Source organism: Streptomyces sp. WM6378 (genome assembly GCF_001279695.1).
In the GTDB taxonomy this organism is placed as follows: domain Bacteria; phylum Actinomycetota; class Actinomycetes; order Streptomycetales; family Streptomycetaceae; genus Streptomyces.
The window spans coordinates 22,939-40,171 of the sequence record NZ_LGDD01000234.1 but is presented as its reverse complement, the minus strand read 5'-3'; the positions used below and the strand labels follow the sequence as shown (position 1 = coordinate 40,171).

General features: G+C 72.3%; 19 protein-coding genes. 10 read left to right on the top strand and 9 right to left on the bottom strand.

What is annotated here, in order from left to right; all coding sequences use genetic code 11:
- Positions 1–113: 113 nt before the first annotated feature.
- Entirely contained in the window at positions 114–986 is an 873-nt protein-coding gene (lepB, locus tag ADK54_RS18510; RefSeq protein ID WP_078966474.1) for a signal peptidase I, read from the top strand.
- Positions 987–998: 12 nt separating this feature from the next.
- Here lepB and ADK54_RS18505 read toward each other — a convergent pair whose 3' ends face one another.
- From ADK54_RS18505 to ADK54_RS18490, 4 genes are all read right to left on the bottom strand, one after another.
- A complete protein-coding gene (locus tag ADK54_RS18505) occupies positions 999–1,502 on the bottom strand; it encodes a hypothetical protein (protein ID WP_053726751.1) in 504 nt (167 codons plus the stop codon).
- A complete protein-coding gene (locus tag ADK54_RS18500) occupies positions 1,499–2,149 on the bottom strand; it encodes an RNA polymerase sigma factor (RefSeq protein WP_053726750.1) in 651 nt (216 codons plus the stop codon). Before ADK54_RS18500 ends, ADK54_RS18505 begins: the two co-directional genes overlap by 4 nt.
- A 97-nt stretch (positions 2,150–2,246) precedes the next feature.
- Positions 2,247–2,738 carry an LPXTG cell wall anchor domain-containing protein gene (locus ADK54_RS18495; protein WP_159047833.1) on the bottom strand — a complete coding sequence of 164 codons (492 nt, stop codon included), beginning with the start codon at positions 2,736–2,738 and terminating at the stop codon, positions 2,247–2,249.
- A 213-nt stretch (positions 2,739–2,951) separates the two neighbouring features.
- A complete protein-coding gene (locus ADK54_RS18490) occupies positions 2,952–4,181 on the bottom strand; it encodes a carbohydrate-binding protein (RefSeq protein WP_053726748.1) in 1,230 nt (409 codons plus the stop codon).
- 159 nt (positions 4,182–4,340) lie between these two features.
- Here ADK54_RS18490 and ADK54_RS18485 point away from each other — a divergent pair, with 159 nt between their 5' ends.
- Positions 4,341–4,805 carry a hypothetical protein gene (locus ADK54_RS18485; protein ID WP_053726747.1) on the top strand — a complete coding sequence of 155 codons (465 nt, stop codon included), beginning with the start codon at positions 4,341–4,343 and terminating at the stop codon, positions 4,803–4,805.
- A 27-nt stretch (positions 4,806–4,832) separates the two neighbouring features.
- Positions 4,833–5,987 (top strand): D-alanyl-D-alanine carboxypeptidase family protein, encoded by a 1,155-nt coding sequence (locus ADK54_RS18480; RefSeq protein WP_078966459.1) that lies wholly within the window; start codon positions 4,833–4,835, stop codon positions 5,985–5,987.
- An 18-nt stretch (positions 5,988–6,005) separates the two neighbouring features.
- Here the strand turns inward: ADK54_RS18480 and ADK54_RS18475 are convergent, their stop codons facing one another.
- Positions 6,006–6,938, bottom strand: a complete 933-nt coding sequence (locus tag ADK54_RS18475) for a LysR substrate-binding domain-containing protein (RefSeq protein WP_053726746.1) — start codon at positions 6,936–6,938, stop codon at positions 6,006–6,008.
- Between the two features lie 334 nt (positions 6,939–7,272).
- Between ADK54_RS18475 and ADK54_RS18470 the strand changes: the two genes are divergently transcribed.
- The 4 genes from ADK54_RS18470 (at position 7,273) to melC2 (ending at position 10,730) form a co-directional block, all read left to right on the top strand.
- On the top strand, positions 7,273–7,719 hold the full coding sequence (locus ADK54_RS18470) for a subtilase-type protease inhibitor (RefSeq protein WP_053726745.1): 447 nt from the start codon (positions 7,273–7,275) through the stop codon (positions 7,717–7,719).
- Positions 7,720–7,924: 205 nt separating this feature from the next.
- On the top strand, positions 7,925–9,016 hold the full coding sequence (locus ADK54_RS18465; protein WP_078966458.1) for a phosphatidylinositol-specific phospholipase C domain-containing protein: 1,092 nt from the start codon (positions 7,925–7,927) through the stop codon (positions 9,014–9,016).
- Between the two features lie 421 nt (positions 9,017–9,437).
- Positions 9,438–9,827, top strand: coding sequence for an apotyrosinase chaperone MelC1 (gene melC1 / locus ADK54_RS18460; protein WP_053726744.1), 390 nt, complete (start codon positions 9,438–9,440; stop codon positions 9,825–9,827).
- Positions 9,828–9,902: 75 nt separating this feature from the next.
- A complete protein-coding gene (gene melC2 / locus ADK54_RS18455) occupies positions 9,903–10,730 on the top strand; it encodes a tyrosinase MelC2 (RefSeq protein WP_053726743.1) in 828 nt (275 codons plus the stop codon).
- 31 nt (positions 10,731–10,761) lie between these two features.
- On the opposite strand, the gene ADK54_RS18450 is transcribed toward melC2, so the two are convergent.
- From ADK54_RS18450 to ADK54_RS18435, 4 genes are read right to left on the bottom strand one after another with little or no spacing between them, the layout of a single operon-like run.
- Complete coding sequence (locus ADK54_RS18450) at positions 10,762–11,562, bottom strand: class I SAM-dependent methyltransferase (protein WP_053726742.1); 801 nt, start codon at positions 11,560–11,562, stop codon at positions 10,762–10,764.
- A 22-nt stretch (positions 11,563–11,584) separates the two neighbouring features.
- Entirely contained in the window at positions 11,585–12,448 is an 864-nt protein-coding gene (locus ADK54_RS18445; RefSeq protein ID WP_053726741.1) for an ABC transporter permease, read from the bottom strand.
- Positions 12,408–13,235: an ABC transporter ATP-binding protein gene (locus tag ADK54_RS18440; RefSeq protein ID WP_053726740.1), complete on the bottom strand. Its 828-nt coding sequence runs from the start codon at positions 13,233–13,235 to the stop codon at positions 12,408–12,410. The genes ADK54_RS18445 and ADK54_RS18440 overlap by 41 nt, the downstream gene beginning before the upstream one ends.
- Positions 13,232–13,696 (bottom strand): MarR family winged helix-turn-helix transcriptional regulator, encoded by a 465-nt coding sequence (locus tag ADK54_RS18435; RefSeq protein ID WP_053726739.1) that lies wholly within the window; start codon positions 13,694–13,696, stop codon positions 13,232–13,234. The genes ADK54_RS18440 and ADK54_RS18435 overlap by 4 nt, the downstream gene beginning before the upstream one ends.
- A gap of 204 nt (positions 13,697–13,900) precedes the next feature.
- Between ADK54_RS18435 and ADK54_RS18430 the strand changes: the two genes are divergently transcribed.
- From ADK54_RS18430 to ADK54_RS18420, 3 genes are all read left to right on the top strand, one after another.
- A complete protein-coding gene (locus ADK54_RS18430) occupies positions 13,901–15,040 on the top strand; it encodes a hypothetical protein (RefSeq protein ID WP_420717330.1) in 1,140 nt (379 codons plus the stop codon).
- A 133-nt stretch (positions 15,041–15,173) separates the two neighbouring features.
- Positions 15,174–16,391 (top strand): cytochrome P450, encoded by a 1,218-nt coding sequence (locus tag ADK54_RS18425; RefSeq protein WP_053726737.1) that lies wholly within the window; start codon positions 15,174–15,176, stop codon positions 16,389–16,391.
- A 70-nt stretch (positions 16,392–16,461) separates the two neighbouring features.
- Entirely contained in the window at positions 16,462–17,133 is a 672-nt protein-coding gene (locus tag ADK54_RS18420) for a hypothetical protein (RefSeq protein ID WP_053726736.1), read from the top strand.
- Positions 17,134–17,233 lie beyond the last annotated feature (100 nt).

Genomic DNA, 17,233 nt, shown 5'->3' with positions numbered 1-17,233 from the left:
CCGGGTCCTTCGGATGCAGGAATGCGGGCGAACACCCCCCGCAGACCACGGTGATCAGGACCGCCCGGAACTACCGTTCGTTGGTCAGGTCGTGGACCCACGCCGCCCGGCGCATGGGCCTCGGTACGAACGGAGGAGCGGGCGTGGGGAATTCAGCGATCGGCGCGGACGGAAGCCCACAGACCGAGGGTGGGGAACCGCACGGACCGCACCGACCCAAAGCCGGGAAGCACCGCTCGTTCTGGAGGGAACTGCCGATCCTCATCGGTGTCGCGCTGGTGCTCGCGCTCCTCATCAAGACGTTTCTGGTGCAGGCGTTCTCCATCCCGTCCGAGTCCATGGAGAACACGCTGCGGCCCGGCGACCGCGTCCTCGTCGACAAGCTCACGCCCTGGTTCGGCTCGGAGCCGGGGCGCGGCGAGGTCGTCGTCTTCCACGATCCCGCCAACTGGCTTGACGGAGAGTCGACTTCGCAGCCGAACGTCGTGCAGAAGATCCTGTCGTTCGTCGGGGTCATGCCGTCGGCCAACGAACAGGACCTGATCAAGCGGGTCATCGGGGTCGCCGGCGACACCGTGGAGTGCAAGGGCACCGGCCCCTTGAAGGTCAACGGAGAGCCGCTCGTCGAGCCGTACGTCAATCCCAGCGGCACTCCGTGCTCGGCCGACGACCAGGGCGGCCAGTTCAAGGTGACCGTGCCCAAGGGCAAGATGTGGGTGATGGGCGACAACCGGCAGCGCTCCGCGGACTCCCGCTACCACCAGAACGACAAGACTCACGGGTTCGTCCCGGTCGGCGACGCCGTGGGCCGCGCCTTCGTGGTCGCCTGGCCCGTATCCCGCTGGGCGACGCTGCCCGTCCCCGACACCTTCGACCAGTCCGGCATCAACACCGCAGCCGCTCTCGCGCCGGGCGCGCTCTCCCTCGCGGGCGCGGTGCCCGCGGTGCTGGTGCGCCGCCGACGGATCAGCGGCCGCCGCGACTGACCGGCCCCGGCGTCAGCGCGTCGCGGGCGCGGACGGCGGCGCGGGCCCGCGGGGCGTGGCGCCGCGCGACGGTGCTCCCGTGACCGGGCCCGCCCCGGGCTTCGACGAGGGCGGGGTGGGCGTCTCGCTCCCCGACTTCGAGCGGTCGCCCGACGGCGGGTCCGCAGGCGGCGACGGTACGGGGCCAGGTGTCTTGGACGGAGCCGGCGTCGGCGTCGGCGGGGGCTGGACCGGACCCGGCGAGTTGGCCGGCAGCGGGCGCTGTTCGTCGTGGCCGGGCGCCAGCGTGACGTAGCCGACCGCCACGGCAGCGGCCGTGGCGAGCCCGGCCAGCGGCAGGGCGAACCGGCGCAGCCGCAGCCGGGCCAGCGGGGTGCGGTGCAGATGGGGTCCCGGCGGGTCGGCGGGCCGCAGATCCGCGTGGGTGATGCCGTCCGCGCGGGCGGCGAGCGCGCCGCGCAGCCGCGTCTCGACCGGACGCTCGGGGGTTTCGGGCCCGCTCCAGTGTCCGCTCATGCCCGTGCCTCCAGGATCTTCTCCAGCGAGTCGAGGGCCCGGCTCGCGATGGACTTCACCGAGCCCCGGCTGATGCCGAGGGTGGTCGCGATCTCCGCCTCCGTGAGGTCGCTCCAGTACCGCAGGACGAGCACCTCGCGGCGCCGCACCGTCAACTGCCCCAGCGCGGCGAGGACTTCGCGGTGTTCCTCGTCCAGGACGACGCGTTCTTCCGCCGAGGGTGCGTCGGGTATGTGGGGCGGGGTGTAACCGCGGGCCGTGCGGCGCCGGCGCAGCACGGAGCGCGAGGCGTTGACGACGGCGGTGCGCAGATAGGCGAGCGCGTTGTCGATCTCGTCGATGTGCTCGCCGTGGCGGCGGTACAGCGCGGTGAACGCGTCCTGCACGACGTCCTCGGCGCTCGCCCGGTCGTCCACCAGCATGACCGCGAGATGCACCATCTTGAGCCGGTGCGCGTGGTAGAGCTCGCTGACCGTCGGCGGCGCGGCCCCGGGCTCGCAGGCGTCACCCGACCGGCCCCGGCCGAACACCTCCACGCGTCCCTCGCGGGGTGTGGTGCGGCCCCGGCGCAGCAGTCCACGCCACCGGGGGGCGAGTCGGCTCGGCGCGAAGGGGATGGCCGGGTGCGGTGCGGCGGTGTACTCCATCAGTTCCTCGGTGCGCAGGCGTGGCCCCGCCCTCGTCGTGGGCGGGGCCGTGGGGTGCCTCGGTGCCGGTGTCCGAACCCCGTCCGGACACCGGTTCTCAGTGCTGTTGCCGCCGCCGTACGGCGTAGACGGTTCCGGCGCCCGCGAGGATCAGCGCGCCGGCTCCGGCGCCCGTCACCGTGGTGGTCGTGGACGAACCAGTATGGGCCAGCTCCTTCTGGTCCGAGGGTGCGGGGGCGGCGGCCGGTGCGGCGGGCCCAGCCGCCGTGCCGGGCGCCTCCACACCGTGCGTCGCCGGGCTCTTCGGCTGCGCGGTCGGGGGTGCGGCCGCGGGCTGCGCGGTCGGCGGCTCGGCCGGCTGCTTGCCCTCGCCCGCGCGCTTGACCGGTGAGGACGGGACGGCGCTCGCGTCGGCCGCCGCGGCCGGGGCCGGGCGCTTGGGCTGGGCACTCGGCCCGTCCGCGTACGCCGTACCGGCGAGCGCGGGGACGGCGAGGGCGAGGAGCAGGCCGGTCGCCGCCGCGGCGCCGGCGAGCCGGCGGGGGCTGCGGGAGGCGGGGCGGTCGGGACTGTGCTGGGGGACGGTCACGTTGTGCTTCTCCACGGTCGGCGGGGCGGCGCGGTAATTGCGCCTTCACCCCTGACGACGTGCGGTGGCGACGGGGGTTGCCGCTCGTCCGCGAAAAAACTTCCGGGGCCGGTGAAACCCCCTCGTCCCCATGCACGGGGACGGCTCCGGCCCGGCGCGGTGTGGCGCGCGGGCCGGAGCCGTCTCCTCAAAGGAGCTCGGGCCGTGGGAGGTTCAGCAGGTGCCCTCGTCCTGCCAGACCCCCCACTCCCCCGTGGTCCCGGGCTCCTCGTTCTGGGTCCACCACTTGGCCTTCCACTTGTGGCCGTTGTGGGAGACCTCGTTGCCCTGCGTGTAGACCGCGCCCGAGCTCCAGGCCGCCACCGCGCAGGTGCCGCCCGGCGAGGAGGGCGGCGCGGAGGACGGCGGGGGCGAGGAGGGCGGGGTGGCCCCGGCGAACTTCACCGAGTACTTGGCGAAGTCCCAGGCGGCCTGCGGAACGCTGCTGCACGTGCCCGACGTCGTGCCGTTGTTGTCGGGCGGGCTGCACTGCCGGTCCCGGTTGAGGGACCAGAAGGTGAAGCGGGCCATGCCGTGGCTCGTCGCGTAGTCCAGCACCGTCTGGAAATCGGCCTGCGAGAAGAACTCGCCGGAGTCGCTGCGGCCGTTCATCCCGGAGAAGCCCTCGTGGGCGTAGGCGGTCGCCGCGTCCCAGCCGAAAGTCGACTGGAGTATCGAGTTGAAGTTGGTCAGCGCGCCCGTCTGGGCAGCGGCCCCGCTGAACCCGCCGTCGAACGGCATGATCGAGAAGTTGTCGGGCACAAAGCCCTGCGTCTTGGCCTCGTTCAGCATCTGCTTCCCGAACCAGCCGGTGCCGTCCGCGGTTCCGGCAGTGGTCACCGACACGTACAGGCCGGGGTTGTTCTGCTGGAGGATCTTGGCGGCGCCGATCTCGTGCGAGATGGCGGTGGTGTTCTCGTACTCCGGCTCTTCCAGGTCGAAGTCGATCGCCTTGAGCTGGTACTTGGTGATCACCTGCTGGTACGCGGCCGCGGTGGAGGCCGCGTCCGAGCAGTTCTGGCCGAGCTTGGTGCCGCCGTAGCCGCCGACGGAGGCCGAGACGTCGCCGCCCTTGGCGCGGATCGAGGAGATGGTTCCGGCGACCGCGGTGTCGGAGGAGACGGGCGCCGTACCGCCCCAAGTCGGGCTGCAGCCACCGCCGTTGGGGGCGAGGACGAACGCGAGCTGGAAGGCCTTGAGGCCGGTGGCGTCCATGATGGCGGAGGTGTCGGGCGGGTTGTTGTCCAGCGGCATCAGATAGGGCGCGGCCGCGTACCAGCGGCCGCCGAGCCCGGCCGCGTCCGCGGTCGCGCCCGAAGCCTGACCGGTGACGAAGGCGGTGAGCCCGGCCGCTGCCAGTGCGGCGCTGGCGGCGCCGCAGAGGAGAGCACGAAGTGGCTTCATGTCGAGGTCTCCTGGGGGTGGGAGGGGCTCCCAGAATTGGGCGGTGGCCGGAACACGTCAACGACTTGGACTAGACCATTGCTGTTCCTTGAACAAAGGAAACGGGCCCCCGCGAACAGAACCGGCCACAAGGGGCGCACAGCGCGGCACATGCATCGGATGGCTGAGATTCCTGCGGCCGCCGTGCACACGGCCGCCCGGTACGTGCCGGCCGAGCAGCGGCTGCACGCCCTGTCCGCGCAGGTGCTGCGCGACGAGCCGGCCGGGGCGGCGATGGGCCCGCTGGTGGACGACGCCACGACGATCGAGCCGTACGGCGAGCCGCACGACGCCCGGCACTGGCGGGAGCAGAGCGAGGTCCTGGCGCACGGCGTCCCACCGACCCCGCCGTACCGCCTCCATCCCGTCGAGCACGAACCCCTGCTGCCGCAGCCCCGCAGCGGTGCGGCCTCGGCCGACAGTGTCAAAGAGGCCCTCGGCCCGCTGTCGGGCCTCGCCGAGCTGGTCCGCAGGCTCACCGCGTCCAGCGACCGCGACGTCGGCGCGGTCGTGCGGCCGGACCCCGGCCTGGCCGCCGCCGGAGGCCTGCCGTGTAGGCCGGACGGCACAAGCCGACCTGCGTGATGTCCGTTCTGTTCCTACGGTGGCTGAATGGTCATCAGATCCGGATTCCGCTCCATGGCTGCTCTCACCGCCACTGCCGCCATCGGTCTGTGCTGCCTCGCTCCGACGCCCGAGAGCTCCGCCGCCGCGCCCCAGCCGGGCCCGCCGACGGGCGAACACGTACGCCCTCGGCGGGACGCGCCCGCCCTTCCGAGTGACGTGTCGGCCCTTTCGTACGTGGTCGCGGACGCCCGCACGGGCAAGGTCCTCGCCGCCCGGGACGCCCATCGCAAGCTGCCGCCGGCCAGCACCCTCAAGACGCTGTTCGCGGTCACGGCGCTCCCCCATCTGCGCGCCGAGGACCGGCACACGGTCTCCGACCAGGACCTCGCGGGCATCGGCCCGGGCAGCAGTCTGGTGGGCGTCGAGTCCGGGCACACCTACCAGGTGTCCGACCTGTGGCGCGGGGTGTTCCTCAGCTCCGGCAACGACGCCGTGCACGTCCTTGCCTCGCTGAACGGCGGCTGGGAGGAGACCGCGGCCCAGATGCAGGCCCAGGCCCGGCGGCTCGGCGCGCTCGACACCGAGGTCGTCTCGCCCGACGGCTACGACAGCCCGGGCCAGGTCTCCTCCGCGTTCGACCTCGCGGTGTTCGCCCGGGCGGGCCTGGCCCGCCCGGACTTCGCCGAATACTGCTCGACCGCGTCGGCGCAGTTCCCCGGCACAGGCGGCTCGTACGGGATCGTGAACACCAACCGGCTGCTGTCCGGGACCGACGGGATCGCCCGGTATCCGGGGATCATCGGGGTCAAGAACGGCTACACGACCCATGCGGGCAACACCCTGATCGCGGCCGCCAAACAGGGCGAGCGCACCTTGCTGGTGACCGTCATGAATCCACAGGCCGGCGGCGGATTCACGGTCTACGAGGAGGCCCGCAGCCTGCTCGACTGGGGCTTCAGGGCCTGGGACAGCGTCGACGCGGTGGGCTCCCTGGAACCCGTACGGCCCACCAAGTCGGCCAGGCGCCAGGCGCAGATCACGCACGCGGCGGCGGCGAAGCCGATCCGTGCGGCGGACGAAGGCGATTCGGTCTGGCCGGTGGCGGGTTCCGTGGCCGGGGGCCTCGCCGTCGCCGGAACGTTCGTCCTGTTGGTGCGCCGCCGCACGGGCCGGGTTCGCGAAGAGCGTCCCGTGGAGTGAGCGCCCACCGCGCACGCGTCAGCTCGGCCCTGTTCGGCCGGCGGGCGCCGGCCCGGCGAGCGCGGCTCGCAGCCGGGCCAGCAGGGCCCGGCCCGCCGGCCCCGCCGGGCCCTGGGTGCGCCAGGCCAGGGCGATCCGGCCGCGCGGTTCCGGCTCGGTGATGCGCAGGGTCCGCAGGCCCGTGGCGTAGCCCGCGCCGTGGGGGGACGCGGGGAGCACGGCGACGCCGAGACCGCGCACGGCGAGCCGGGCCAGGAGTTGCGGGGAGCCCGCCTCGAAGGCGATGCGCGGCCGGATTCCTGCTTCGGCGCAGGCCCGGTCGAGGAGCGCGCGCAGGCCGGTGCCGCGCGGCAGGCTGATGAGCGGGCGGCCCTCCAACTCGGCGAGGCGGACCTCCGTGCGGCCGGCAGTCAGGAGCGGGTCCCCCGGGGCGACGGCGGCCACCAGGGGCTCGTCGACGACCACTTCGAGCGAGATCCCCGGCGGCACCGCGTCCTGCGCGAGTCCGGCCAGGGCGATGTCGAGCCGTCCCGCGAGCAGCGCGGCGAGCATCCGCTCGGAGGTGTCCTCGGTGAGCGTGATCTCGACGCCGGGGTGGGCGTCGTGGAAGTCGGCCAGGAAGGCCGCCACGTCGAAATCCTGGGTGACGACTCCGGGGACCACGCCGATGGTGACGTGGCCGCGGAGCAGCCCGGTGAACTCGTCCACGGTGTGCCGCACCGCGTCGACGGCGGCCAGCGCGGCCCGCGCGTGGGGCAGTGCCGCCTCGCCCGCCTCGGTGGTGGTGACCGAGCCGCCGGTGCGGTCAAGGAGGGGCTGGCCGAGCTCCCGCTCCAACTGCCGGATCTGCGCGCTGATCCCGGGTTGTGCCACATGCAGACGGGCGGCGGCGCGGGTGAAGTTGGCCTCCTCCACCACCGCGACGAAGTACCGCAGCTGTCGAAGCTCCATGCCCCGGATCCTAATCGCGCGAAGATCGCACCCACCGGGCCGCAGCTCTCCCCCACCACAGAGTCACGCTCTGACCAGTCCTCAATTCGGCCTAAGATTCCCAGAATCCAGCTTTCGTTTGCCTTGAAATCGACCAAGCATCCAGCAACACGCCTTTCTTTTGGCCGACGTTGGGGAGGTCGGCGACCTGCACACCAGTGCGATGTCCTGCATGGATGCGACTCCCTCGGGTCACTTCGCGTGACCGAATGTTTCCGGTGTGTTGCGCGAAGCTCTCAGCTGCGGGAGAGACTCCTATTCGTTCTTCGGAAACCAACCCCCAGGAGTGTTCGAAATGCGGAAGATCGCAGCAGTCAGCGCCCTCGCCGTCGCCTTGCTGGCCAACGGACTTGTCGGTACGGGACTCGGCAGCGCGACCGCGGCCCCGGCCGACGCCATGAAGCCCATGAGCCTGTACCCGCCGTCCGCGCTCGTGATCAGCATCGAGGCCGGAACCGGCGACGAGGGCGCCTCCGTCCAGCGTGCGGTCACCCTCAGCTGCACCCCGACGCCGTCGGGCACGCACCCCGCGCCGGCCGCGGCCTGTGCCGAACTCAAGCGCGCGCAGGGCGACTTCACCGCCCTCTCCGCGAGCGGTGCCCCACGCATCTGTACCAAGGTGTGGAACCCGGTCACGGTCCGGGCGGACGGCGTCTGGAACGGCAAGCGGGTCAGCCACGTACAGACCTACGGCAACTCCTGCATGAAGGCGGCCGGCTCCGAGGCCGTGTTCAACTTCTAGGCGGCCGGCTCCGAGCCTGCTTTCAACTCGGCCCATACATGGCCGGGTTCACCCTCGGGCGGGGCCCCGCGGGTCACATCCTCGGGCCGGACCGGCCGCAGGGGGTGACAGGAGGAATCCAACTCGCGTTACTTGACATGTCTTCGTCGCTTCACCCGACGATGGCACTGTCCTGACGGAGAGTCACCCCCCACTAGGAGGACCCGTGTCGGATCCCCGGCCCAGACGATTCACGCCCCGGCCGCGCACAGCCCTGCTCGGCGCGCTCGCCGCCTGCCTCGCCCTCACCACGGCGGGTGCCGGCGGCAGCGCTTCCGCGGCGGGGCCGGAGACCCTGCCGCTGTCCGGGGCCACCGTCTCCGGCCTGCACAACACCTACGACCCGGCCGCCTTCCCGTACTTGGCACAGGCCCTCGACACCGGCACGTCGATGATCGAGCTCGACGTGTGGGACGACTTCATCACCAAGGAGTGGAAGGTCAGCCACTCCAACCCGCTGGGAAACAGCAACAACTGCGTCAACGCCAGCACCCCTGGCCAGCTCTACACCGGCGGCGCCAACAAGAACCTGGAGAGCTGCCTGGACGACGTACGGGTCTGGCTCGCCGCCCACCCCGGACATCCGCCGCTGGTCATCAAGCTGGAGATGAAGGCGGGCTTCCAGGCCACGTACGGCATGGGCCCCGCCAAGCTCGACCAGGCGATCAGCGACCACCTCGGCTCGGCGGTCTTCCGCCCGGCGGACCTGCTCGCCAAGCCGGGCGGCGGCCAGTACGCCACGCTCGACGAGGCCGCGAACGCGGGCAACTGGCCGACCCGCGCGGCGCTCGCGGGCAAGGTGATGCTCGAAGTGATCCCGGGCACGGTCGAGGAGGGCAACCCCACCGACAGCCTGTGGACGGACGTCGAGTACGCCCGCTACCTGCGTGACCTCGCGGCTGCCGGACGCACGGGGCAGGCCCAGGTCTTCCCGGCGGTCCACAACGCCCAGGCGGGCGACCCCCGTTCACGCTATGCCGACACCTCGATCCGTCCGTGGTTCGTGGTCTTCGACGGTGACGCGGCGACGTACACGAACGGTTCGATCGACACCAACTGGTACGACGCGCACCACTACTTCGTCGTCATGACCGACGCGCAGAACGTGGCCCCGGCCCTCGACGACAAGAACCCGTCCCCGGCGGACGCCCAGGCACGGGTGGCCCGGCTCGCCGCCGCCCACGCCAGTGTCGCCTCCAACGACTGGACCTCTCTTCCCCAGGTCCAGTCGCTGGCCCTGCCCCGCGGGGTGGGCTGACGGGAACCCGCACGGACCGGGGCGGCGGATCTCAACCGGCCCATTCGGTGGGCGACTTGACGGCCGCCGCCCCGTCCGTGCGGTTCTGCTCGGCCACGGCGGCCGCCCGTGGCCCGTTCAAGCCACCGGCCGAACACAGGCGGGCATTTCCGGTCACCTTCCGGGCGTGAGGCCGACCACAGCCAGTCCACCGAGGCAACAAGATTTTCACAGACTTGGCATATTCCCCGGGGAATCTTCACGAATGGCGGTCTGGTGACCAGTGTTCAGCAAGAACCCCCTTGTTGAACACTGCACTTCGAATCGGGACATGTCCGCATAGCGGCCAACCAATTCGTCCGGACTTCTTGCTCCGTGGCCCTGGCCGGTAGGGATGGCACTGAACCACTTGCCAACCCACCGCGAATCAATGGGGATTCCAATGTCTCGACCCACCCGCCGCCAGGCCCTCGGCGCCACCGCCGGCACCCTCGCCGGTCTCGCCCTGGCCGGCTCGGCACACGCCTCGACCGCCGCCGCCCGCACGCCGTCCGACGCGGCACGAACCGGCCACGAGGGACACGACGCGCCCGAAGCCTTCGACGAGGTGTTCCAGGGGCGCCGGATACAGGGCGCGCCCGGCGCCGGGCACATGCACCACGGCGGCGGGTACGCCGTGCGGATAGACGGCCAGGAACTGCATGTGATGCAGAACGCCGACGGGACCTGGATCAGTGTGGTGAACCACTACCAGCCCTCTCCCACGCCCCGCGCGATCGCCCGCGCCGCCGTGGTGGAGCTCCAGGGCGCCACCCTCGTCCCGCTCGCCTGAGCCGAGGAAGCGGGCCCGCGAGGCCCGCCCGGTTCACCCGCCCTCCCGCAGCCCAGCCCAACCAGGAGCACAGCCATGGCCGTTCGCAAGAATCAGGCGCATCTCACCGCCGCCGAGAAGCGCCGCCTCGTCGACGCGCTGCTTCAGCTGAAGCGCAACGGAAAGTACGACGCCTTCGTCACCACGCACAACGCTTTCATCATGAGCGACACCGACACGGGCGACCGGGTCGGCCACCGCTCGCCGTCGTTCCTGCCCTGGCACCGCAGATTCCTCATCGAGTTCGAGCAGGCCCTGCAGTCGGTCGACCCTTCGGTCACCGTGCCGTACTGGGACTGGACGGTCGACCGCACCCCGAGTTCGTCGCTGTGGGCGGCCGACTTCCTCGGCGGCACCGGGCGCAGCCGGGACGGCCAGGTGATGGACGGACCGTTCGCGCAGAGCGCGGGCGGCTGGCCCGTCAACGTCCGGGTGGACGGCCGCACTTACCTGCGCCGGGCGCTCGGCGTGAACGTCGCCCAGCTGCCGACCCGGGCCGAGGTCGACGGCGTCCTCGCCATGACGACGTACGACACGGCGCCGTGGAACAGCGCGTCCGACGGCTTCCGCAACCACCTCGAAGGCTGGCGCGGGGTCAATCTGCACAACCGGGTCCACGTCTGGGTCGGCGGGCAGATGGGGACGGGGGCCTCGCCCAACGACCCGGTGTTCTGGATGCACCACGCGTTCGTGGACAAGCTCTGGTCGCAGTGGCAGGCCATGCACCCGGGCTCGCCCTATCTGCCGACGGCGGGAACGCGGGACGTGGTGGACCTGCACGACACGATGCGGCCGTGGAACAACGTGACCCCGGCGGATCTCCTCGACCACACGCGCTACTACACGTACGACACGGCGGCCTGAGCCCGCCCCCGCCGGGCCGCCGGTCGCTTCCTCAGGCCGGCCGGCGGCCCCATGCGGAGATCATCGGCGAGGTGGCCAGGTCGAGGCGGCCCGCGGCGACGCTCGCGAGATGGCGCTCGATCTCGTCGTCGCTCGCCAGGCCCCGGTCCACGAGCTGGTCCCCGACCTGGCGCACGGTGGCCGCTTCGAGGACGGCGCAGGCGGGCGAGGTGACGGGGAAGTACGCGTCGGCCTCTACGCTCTCCAGGCCCAACTCCCTTAGCAGGCGCGGGAGTTTGCGGCCGTACGAGAGGTCCGCTCCGCGCTCGGCGAGGAGTTGCCGGAAGCCTCGGCGCAGGCGGTTGGCGCGTTCCTGTTCGGGGCCGTACTCGTCGAGGCAGAGCAGCGGCTGGAGCGCGGGGTCGGCGTCCTCGATGAGCAGGACGCCACCGGGGCGCAGCGCCCCGAGCATGGAGCGCAGGGCCCGGGCCCGGTCCTTCACGTGGACCAGGACGAGCCGGGCGTGCACGAAGTCGAAGGGCCCCGAGGGTGCTTCGTCCTGCCCGACGTCGTGGCGGCGGACCTCGACGTTCGACGGCAGGGTGACGCCGGTGAGCCATCCGGTGTCGAGGTCGGTGGCGAGCACCTGCCCGTCGGGGCCGACCCGTTCGGCCAGGCCGCGCGGGACGGAGAGGCCGCCGGCGCCCACTTCCCACACGTGGTGCCCGGCCGTGAGGCCCAGCGCGTCGAAGTGGCGGAACGTCGTGGCGTCGAAGAGTTCGGCGAGCGCGTCGAACCGCTCGCCCGCCTCGGTCTGCCGGTTGTCCAGGAGGTATCCGTTGTCCTCGGTCATACCGATCATGATGGCAGTCGGCTCAGCGGGCCAGCCTGCCGAGCAGCGAGGAGGCGGCCAGGATGCCGAGCGCCGCCGCGAGCAGCAGTACGCCGTAGTCCAGGCCGAGGTGGGTGGGGGTGCCGAGCAGCAGTCCGCGCAGGGCGTCGACCTGGTAGCTCAGCGGGTTGGCCTTGCTGACGGCCTGGAGCCAGCCCGGCATGATCGACACCGGGTACAGGGCGCTGGAGCCGAAGAACAGCGGCATCGTGATGGCCTGGCCGATGCCCATCAGGCGGTCGCGGGTCAGCACGATCCCGGCGATGGACATCGACAGGCAGGAGAAGAACGCGGAGCCGAGGACGACCGCGACGCCGACGCCGATCAGCTTCAGCGGGTTCCACGTCAGGGCCACCCCGAGCAGGGCCGCGATCGCGATCACCACGACCGCCTGGATGAGCGCCTTGACTCCGGCCGCGAAGGCCTTGCCGGTGATCAGCGCCGAGCGCGGGGTGGGGGTGACGAGCAGCTTGGTGAGGATGCCCGAGTCCCGCTCCCAGATGATCATGATCCCGTAGAAGATGGCGATGAACATGGCGGACTGGGCGATGATGCCGGGCGCCAGATAGTCGATGTACGGGATGCCACCGGTCGGGATCGCCTTGATGCGGGTGAAGGTCTCGCCGAAGATGAGCAGCCACAGGGCGGGCTGTACGGCCCGGGTGTAGAGCTCGGCGCGGTCGTGCCGGAGCTTTTGCAGTTCGACCGCGCACAGGGCGCCGACCCGGGCGGGCAGGACGCGCCAGCCGGTGCGGGGCCGCGGCGGGACGAGGAGCAGATCGAGGGCGCCTGCGGTGTCGAGGGACTCAGCCGAGGCGGGCTGCGGTGCGGCGGGTGCTGCGGACATCGCGGAAGTCACCTCCCTCACTGTCGAGCCCACGGCCGGCGACGTCGCGGAAGACGTCCTCCAGGGTGGGCGGCGGATCGTCGGTCCCGCGGCGCTCGCGCAGCTCGGCCTTGAGGCCCGCGGGCGTCCCGAGCGCGCGTATCCTGCCGCGGTGCATGAGCGCGAGGCGGTCGCAGTACTGGTCGGCCTCGTCCATGTGGTGGGTGGTCACGAGCACGGTCATTCCGGTGGCCCGGCGCACCGCGTTGATGTGCTCCCACACGCTGGTGCGGGCGATCGGGTCGAGGCCTATCGTCGGCTCGTCGAGCATGAGCAGGCGGGGCGCGCTGACCAGCGCCTGGGCGAGTTCGAGGCGGCGGATCATGCCGCCCGAGTAGGTGCGGGCCATGCGGTCGGCGGCCTCGGTGAGGTCGACGGCGTACAGGGCCTGCGCGACGCGGCGGGCGCGCTCCCTGCGCGGGACGTCGAAGACGCGGGCGAACAGGGCCACGTTCTCGCGCCCGGTCAGGCCCGCGTCGGCCGACAGCTGCTGCGGTACGTAGCCGAGCAGCCGGCGCACCGCCATCCGTTCCCTGGCCGCGTCGTGGCCGAAGACCCTTATGCGGCCCGCCGGCACCGGCAGCAGGGTGGTGATGCAGCGGATCGCGGTGGTCTTGCCCGCGCCGTTCGGGCCGAGCAGGCCGAAGACCTCGCCCGTGGTGACGGACAGGTCGAGCCCGTCGACCGCCCTGGTCTCGCCGAACGCGTACTCCAAGCCGTCGCACATCACCGCGCCGTCGTCGTTCATGACCCCTCCGCTTCCTCGTGCAGGTTCTCGGCGAGCCGGCGCAGGGCGGGCAGGGCCGCGGCGAGGGCGGCCCGGTCGGCCGCGTCCAGGCGCGCCACCTGCTCCCGGACGAGCGCGGCGCGGCGCCGCTGCCAGTCGCGCAGTCGCTCGACCGCGGCGGGCGTCGCGTACAGCCGGGCCGAGCGGCGGTCGCCCGGATCGGTCTCGCGCCGCATGTATCCGTCCTTGACCAGCTGGTTGACCAGCGTGGAGACCGAATTGCCCGCGAGGTACAGCTCCTTGGCGGCGGCCGACACCCCGATGCCGGGCCGGCCGGCGACGAGTCTGAGCAGCTCGATGTGGGCCCCGCGCAGCCGGGGCACGGTGAGCCCGCGGCGCAGTCGCCGCCGGACGAGCCGCTGGACACCGGCGAGCACATCGGCGAAGGAGTCGTCGAACGGTTCGGCCTCTTCGACAGCCATGCCCCTATTTTATCTCTCACTGAGAGGTATCGGCCAGACCCCTGCCCAGACCCACGCGCGGCAGGGACCCCGCGGAGTGTGGCGACGAGCACATGTGGACCCACTGTGAGAACGGACTCGGCCCGCATGACATCTTTCCCCGGGGCCTCCCGTGCTCCACGCAACGCCATTCGCAACGGGCAGGGAAACAGGAGCTGAACGCACGTGCCGGCCATCAGTCAGAGGATGCATCTGATCCTGCTCTCCGCATGGACCGCGCTGTGGTTCGCCGTGGTGGAGCCCAACGGCGGCTTCTCCTGGCACTATCTGCGGGCCGGCGGCGAACTCATCTTCCAGGGCCCTTCCGGTGACGGCACCGGCGGGCTCAACCTCTACGCCCACCACCCCGAGCTCCAGATGGGCCCGGTCAGCTTCCTGACGGCCGGGCTCTTCAACCCGTTCCCCGAACGGACCGGCCAGTTCCTGGCCGCGCTCCTGATGTCGGTGCTCGGCCTGGTGATCGTGGTGCTCGCCGGGCGCAGCGCCGCCTGGTACTTCCTGGGGACCGGCACCAACCACCAGCGGCTGCGGCAGCGGGTGCTCATCGCCGGTCTCGCCTTCATCCCGATGTGGATCGAGGTGTCGGTGCGCTTCGGCCACCTCGACGACGTGCTCGCGCTGTTCTTCACCGCGCTCGCCGTCCGCTCGGTGACCCGCGACAGCGCGGTGGGCACCGGGGTGTGGCTCGCGCTCGCGATGGACTCGAAGCCGACTGCGGTGACGTTCGCCGCGCTGCTCTTCGCGCTACCGCGCCACCAGTGGCTGCGGGCGGGGCTGTGGTGCGCGGCGGTGGTCGCCGTCGCCTGGGCGCCGTTCTTCCTCACCAACCCGCACTCGATGTCGGCCGCCGGTTTCGCGATACCCAACCAGCCCGCGTCCGCGCTGCGCTGGCTCGGGGTGGCCGACGCCGAGACGCCCGGCTGGGACCGCCCCGCGCAGGCGGCCCTCGGTCTGCTGCTCGGCGCGATCGCGGTGTGGCGGGGGCGGTGGGCGGCGGTAGTGCTGCTCGGCGCGAACGCGCGGATCGTCCTGGACCCCAGCGTCTACACGTACTACACGGCGTCGGTCCTGCTCGGGACCCTCCTGTGGGACGTGATCGGCCAGCGCAGGCTGGTCCCGTGGTGGAGCTGGCTCGCGCTCCTGACGCTGTACGGGAGCGTGTTCGTGGTGCCCGACGATGCGGCGCGGGGGCTGATCCGGCTCGCGTTCGTGGTCGTCTCGACGGCGTACGTGCTGCTGTGGCCGCAGCGCGACAGAACCCGGGACCGCAGGCGAAGGCGCCGGTCCGCCTCCGTGCCCGCCTGAGGGCCGCCCGGCCCAAATCGCCGCCTCGGGCAACTTCCCTGGCGCCCGGCCGATGACATGACGGTGCGTCAGATGCGATGCTCGGCGAAGCCGCCCGACAGGTGCCGGCGGCCGGCCGAGAGGAGCCGCCGTCATGGCCGAGGTGTCGCAACCCCCGCACGACAGCGGGTCGTTCCCCTTCCCGCCCGGTCCGCTGGGCGGCTGCCCCGAGGAGTACCGGCGGCGGCGTACGGAGTGTCCGCTGGGGCCCGTCACGCTGCCCAGCGGCGACGAGGTGCTGCTCGCCACGGCGTACGACGACATCCGCGAGGTGCTCGCGGGCGCGTCCTTCTCGCGCGACCTCCGCTACCCGGGCGCGCCCCGGATGCTGCCCGGCGACGCGCTTGGCGCGGATCCGGGCGCGCTGACCAGCATGGACGGCCCCGAGCACGCGCGGTTGCGGCGCATCGTGCAGGGCGCGTTCACGCCGCGCCGCGCGGAGGCCCGGCGCCCGCAGGTGCGCGCCATCGCCGAGGAGCTCCTGGACGGCATCGTCGATGCGGGGCCGCCGACCGATCTCCTCGCCTCGTACGCGTTCGCGCTGCCCGTCGAGGTGATCTGCCGGCTGCTAGGGGTGCCCGCGAAGGACAGCGGGCTCTTCCGGGCCTGGTCGGACGCCCTGCTCTCGCTGACGCCGGCCGCGGCCGACGAGCGGCGGCGGGCTTTGGCCGAGTTCGGGACGTACGCCGAGGCCCTGGTGGCCGAGCACCGCCGGGCGCCCGGCGGCGACCTCGTCGACGCGCTGATCGAGGCGCGCGACGAGGGCGACCGGCTCAGCGAGGCGGAGCTGGTGCGGATGGTGTGCGGGCTGATCGTCGCGGGCCACGAGACCACCGCCCACGTCATCGCGCGCGGCGTCCTCACCCTGCTGCGCCACCCGGCCGAGCTCGCCGCGCTGCGGGCCGATCCGGGACTGCTGCCGGACGCGGTCGAGGAGATCCTGCGCCTGCAGATTCCCGGCCACGGGGCGCTGCTGCGGGTGGCGACGGCGGATGTGACGCTGCCGTCGGGCGCCGCGGTGGCCCGGGGCCGGGCGGTGCTCGCCCCGATGGTGGCGGCCAATGACGACCCCGTACGGTTTCCCGAGCCCGGCCGGTTCGACATCCGCCGCACCGACAGCAAGCACCTCTCCTTCGGCCACGGGCCGCACTTCTGCCTCGGCGCGCATCTCGCCCGGGTGGAGGTCCGGACCGCCCTCGAAGCGGTCGTACGACGCCTGCCGGGGCTCGCGCTCGCCGTCCCGGCCGAGGAGCTGACCTGGACGACGGGAAGCCGGGTGTGCGGCCTTCGCGGGCTGCCCGTCACCTGGTGAGCACGCGAAGGCGGGGCCGCGTGAGACGCTGGACGGGACCGCACCGGCATTCTTGCGAAGAGGGTCCCTGATGACTCGTCAGACGCGCACGGCCAAGGACATCATCGCGGCGACGTCGGCCGCGCTCGCCCCCGCGGCGGACGACAATCTGCTCGTGCCGCTCGTCGAGGCCGGGACCGCACCGCTGTCCGCGCTCGCCGGGCTCGCCCTGGAGCAGCGCCACATCATCGCCTCCGACCGGCGCGCCTTCGAGCTCCTGGCCGAACGCTCGGGCAGGGGCACGGCGTGCGCGGAGTTCTTCGGCTCGCTCGTGGTGGGCGAGACGCTGGCGCTCGAACGGCTCGGCGCGTACGAGAGCGCCTGCGGGCTCACCCCGCAGGCCATCGGCCAGTACGAGACGAAGGCGGGCTGCCAGGCCTATCCGGCGTATGTGGCGTGGCTGGCGCTGAACGGCGAACCGCCGAGCGTGGCCCTCGCGCTGACCGCCAACTTCGCCGCCTGGGGCGGCTATTGCGCGCGGGTGGCCGCGGCGCTGCGCACCCGGTACGGGTTCACCGACCAGGCGTGCGGGTTCTTCGACTTCTTCGCGGGCCCGGCCCCCGAGCTCGAACAGCAGGCTGTCGCGGCGGTCGCCGCCGGCTCGGACGACGAGCACGGCGAGGGCGTCGGCAGCGGGGCGCACTACGGGCGGCTGCTCCAGACCTACGAGTCGATGTTCTGGAACACGCTGGCGCAGGCATGACCGGCCGGAGCCGTGCCGGGCCGCGGGGTTGACACCGTGGAGCGCGGCTGGCTGTAATGGCCCGCGTGTCGCGTGACGCCGGTCAAAGAGCAGTGGGCCG

Bases quoted from the DNA above. Each gene is read 5' to 3' on its own strand.
- ADK54_RS18500 (WP_053726750.1), bottom strand. From the start codon at position 2,149: ATGGAGTACACCGCCGCACCGCACCCGGCCATCCCCTTCGCGCCGAGC.
- ADK54_RS18420 (WP_053726736.1), top strand. From the start codon at position 16,462: ATGACTCGTCAGACGCGCACGGCCAAGGACATCATCGCGGCGACGTCG.
- melC1 (WP_053726744.1), top strand. From the start codon at position 9,438: ATGTCTCGACCCACCCGCCGCCAGGCCCTCGGCGCCACCGCCGGCACC.
- ADK54_RS18440 (WP_053726740.1), bottom strand. From the start codon at position 13,235: ATGAACGACGACGGCGCGGTGATGTGCGACGGCTTGGAGTACGCGTTC.
- ADK54_RS18425 (WP_053726737.1), top strand. From the start codon at position 15,174: ATGGCCGAGGTGTCGCAACCCCCGCACGACAGCGGGTCGTTCCCCTTC.
- ADK54_RS18485 (WP_053726747.1), top strand. From the start codon at position 4,341: ATGGCTGAGATTCCTGCGGCCGCCGTGCACACGGCCGCCCGGTACGTG.
- melC2 (WP_053726743.1), top strand. From the start codon at position 9,903: ATGGCCGTTCGCAAGAATCAGGCGCATCTCACCGCCGCCGAGAAGCGC.
- ADK54_RS18475 (WP_053726746.1), bottom strand. From the start codon at position 6,938: ATGGAGCTTCGACAGCTGCGGTACTTCGTCGCGGTGGTGGAGGAGGCC.
- lepB (WP_078966474.1), top strand. From the start codon at position 114: ATGGGCCTCGGTACGAACGGAGGAGCGGGCGTGGGGAATTCAGCGATC.
- ADK54_RS18435 (WP_053726739.1), bottom strand. From the start codon at position 13,696: ATGGCTGTCGAAGAGGCCGAACCGTTCGACGACTCCTTCGCCGATGTG.
- ADK54_RS18445 (WP_053726741.1), bottom strand. From the start codon at position 12,448: ATGTCCGCAGCACCCGCCGCACCGCAGCCCGCCTCGGCTGAGTCCCTC.
- ADK54_RS18505 (WP_053726751.1), bottom strand. From the start codon at position 1,502: ATGAGCGGACACTGGAGCGGGCCCGAAACCCCCGAGCGTCCGGTCGAG.
- ADK54_RS18480 (WP_078966459.1), top strand. From the start codon at position 4,833: ATGGTCATCAGATCCGGATTCCGCTCCATGGCTGCTCTCACCGCCACT.
- ADK54_RS18450 (WP_053726742.1), bottom strand. From the start codon at position 11,562: ATGACCGAGGACAACGGATACCTCCTGGACAACCGGCAGACCGAGGCG.
- ADK54_RS18470 (WP_053726745.1), top strand. From the start codon at position 7,273: ATGCGGAAGATCGCAGCAGTCAGCGCCCTCGCCGTCGCCTTGCTGGCC.
- ADK54_RS18490 (WP_053726748.1), bottom strand. From the start codon at position 4,181: ATGAAGCCACTTCGTGCTCTCCTCTGCGGCGCCGCCAGCGCCGCACTG.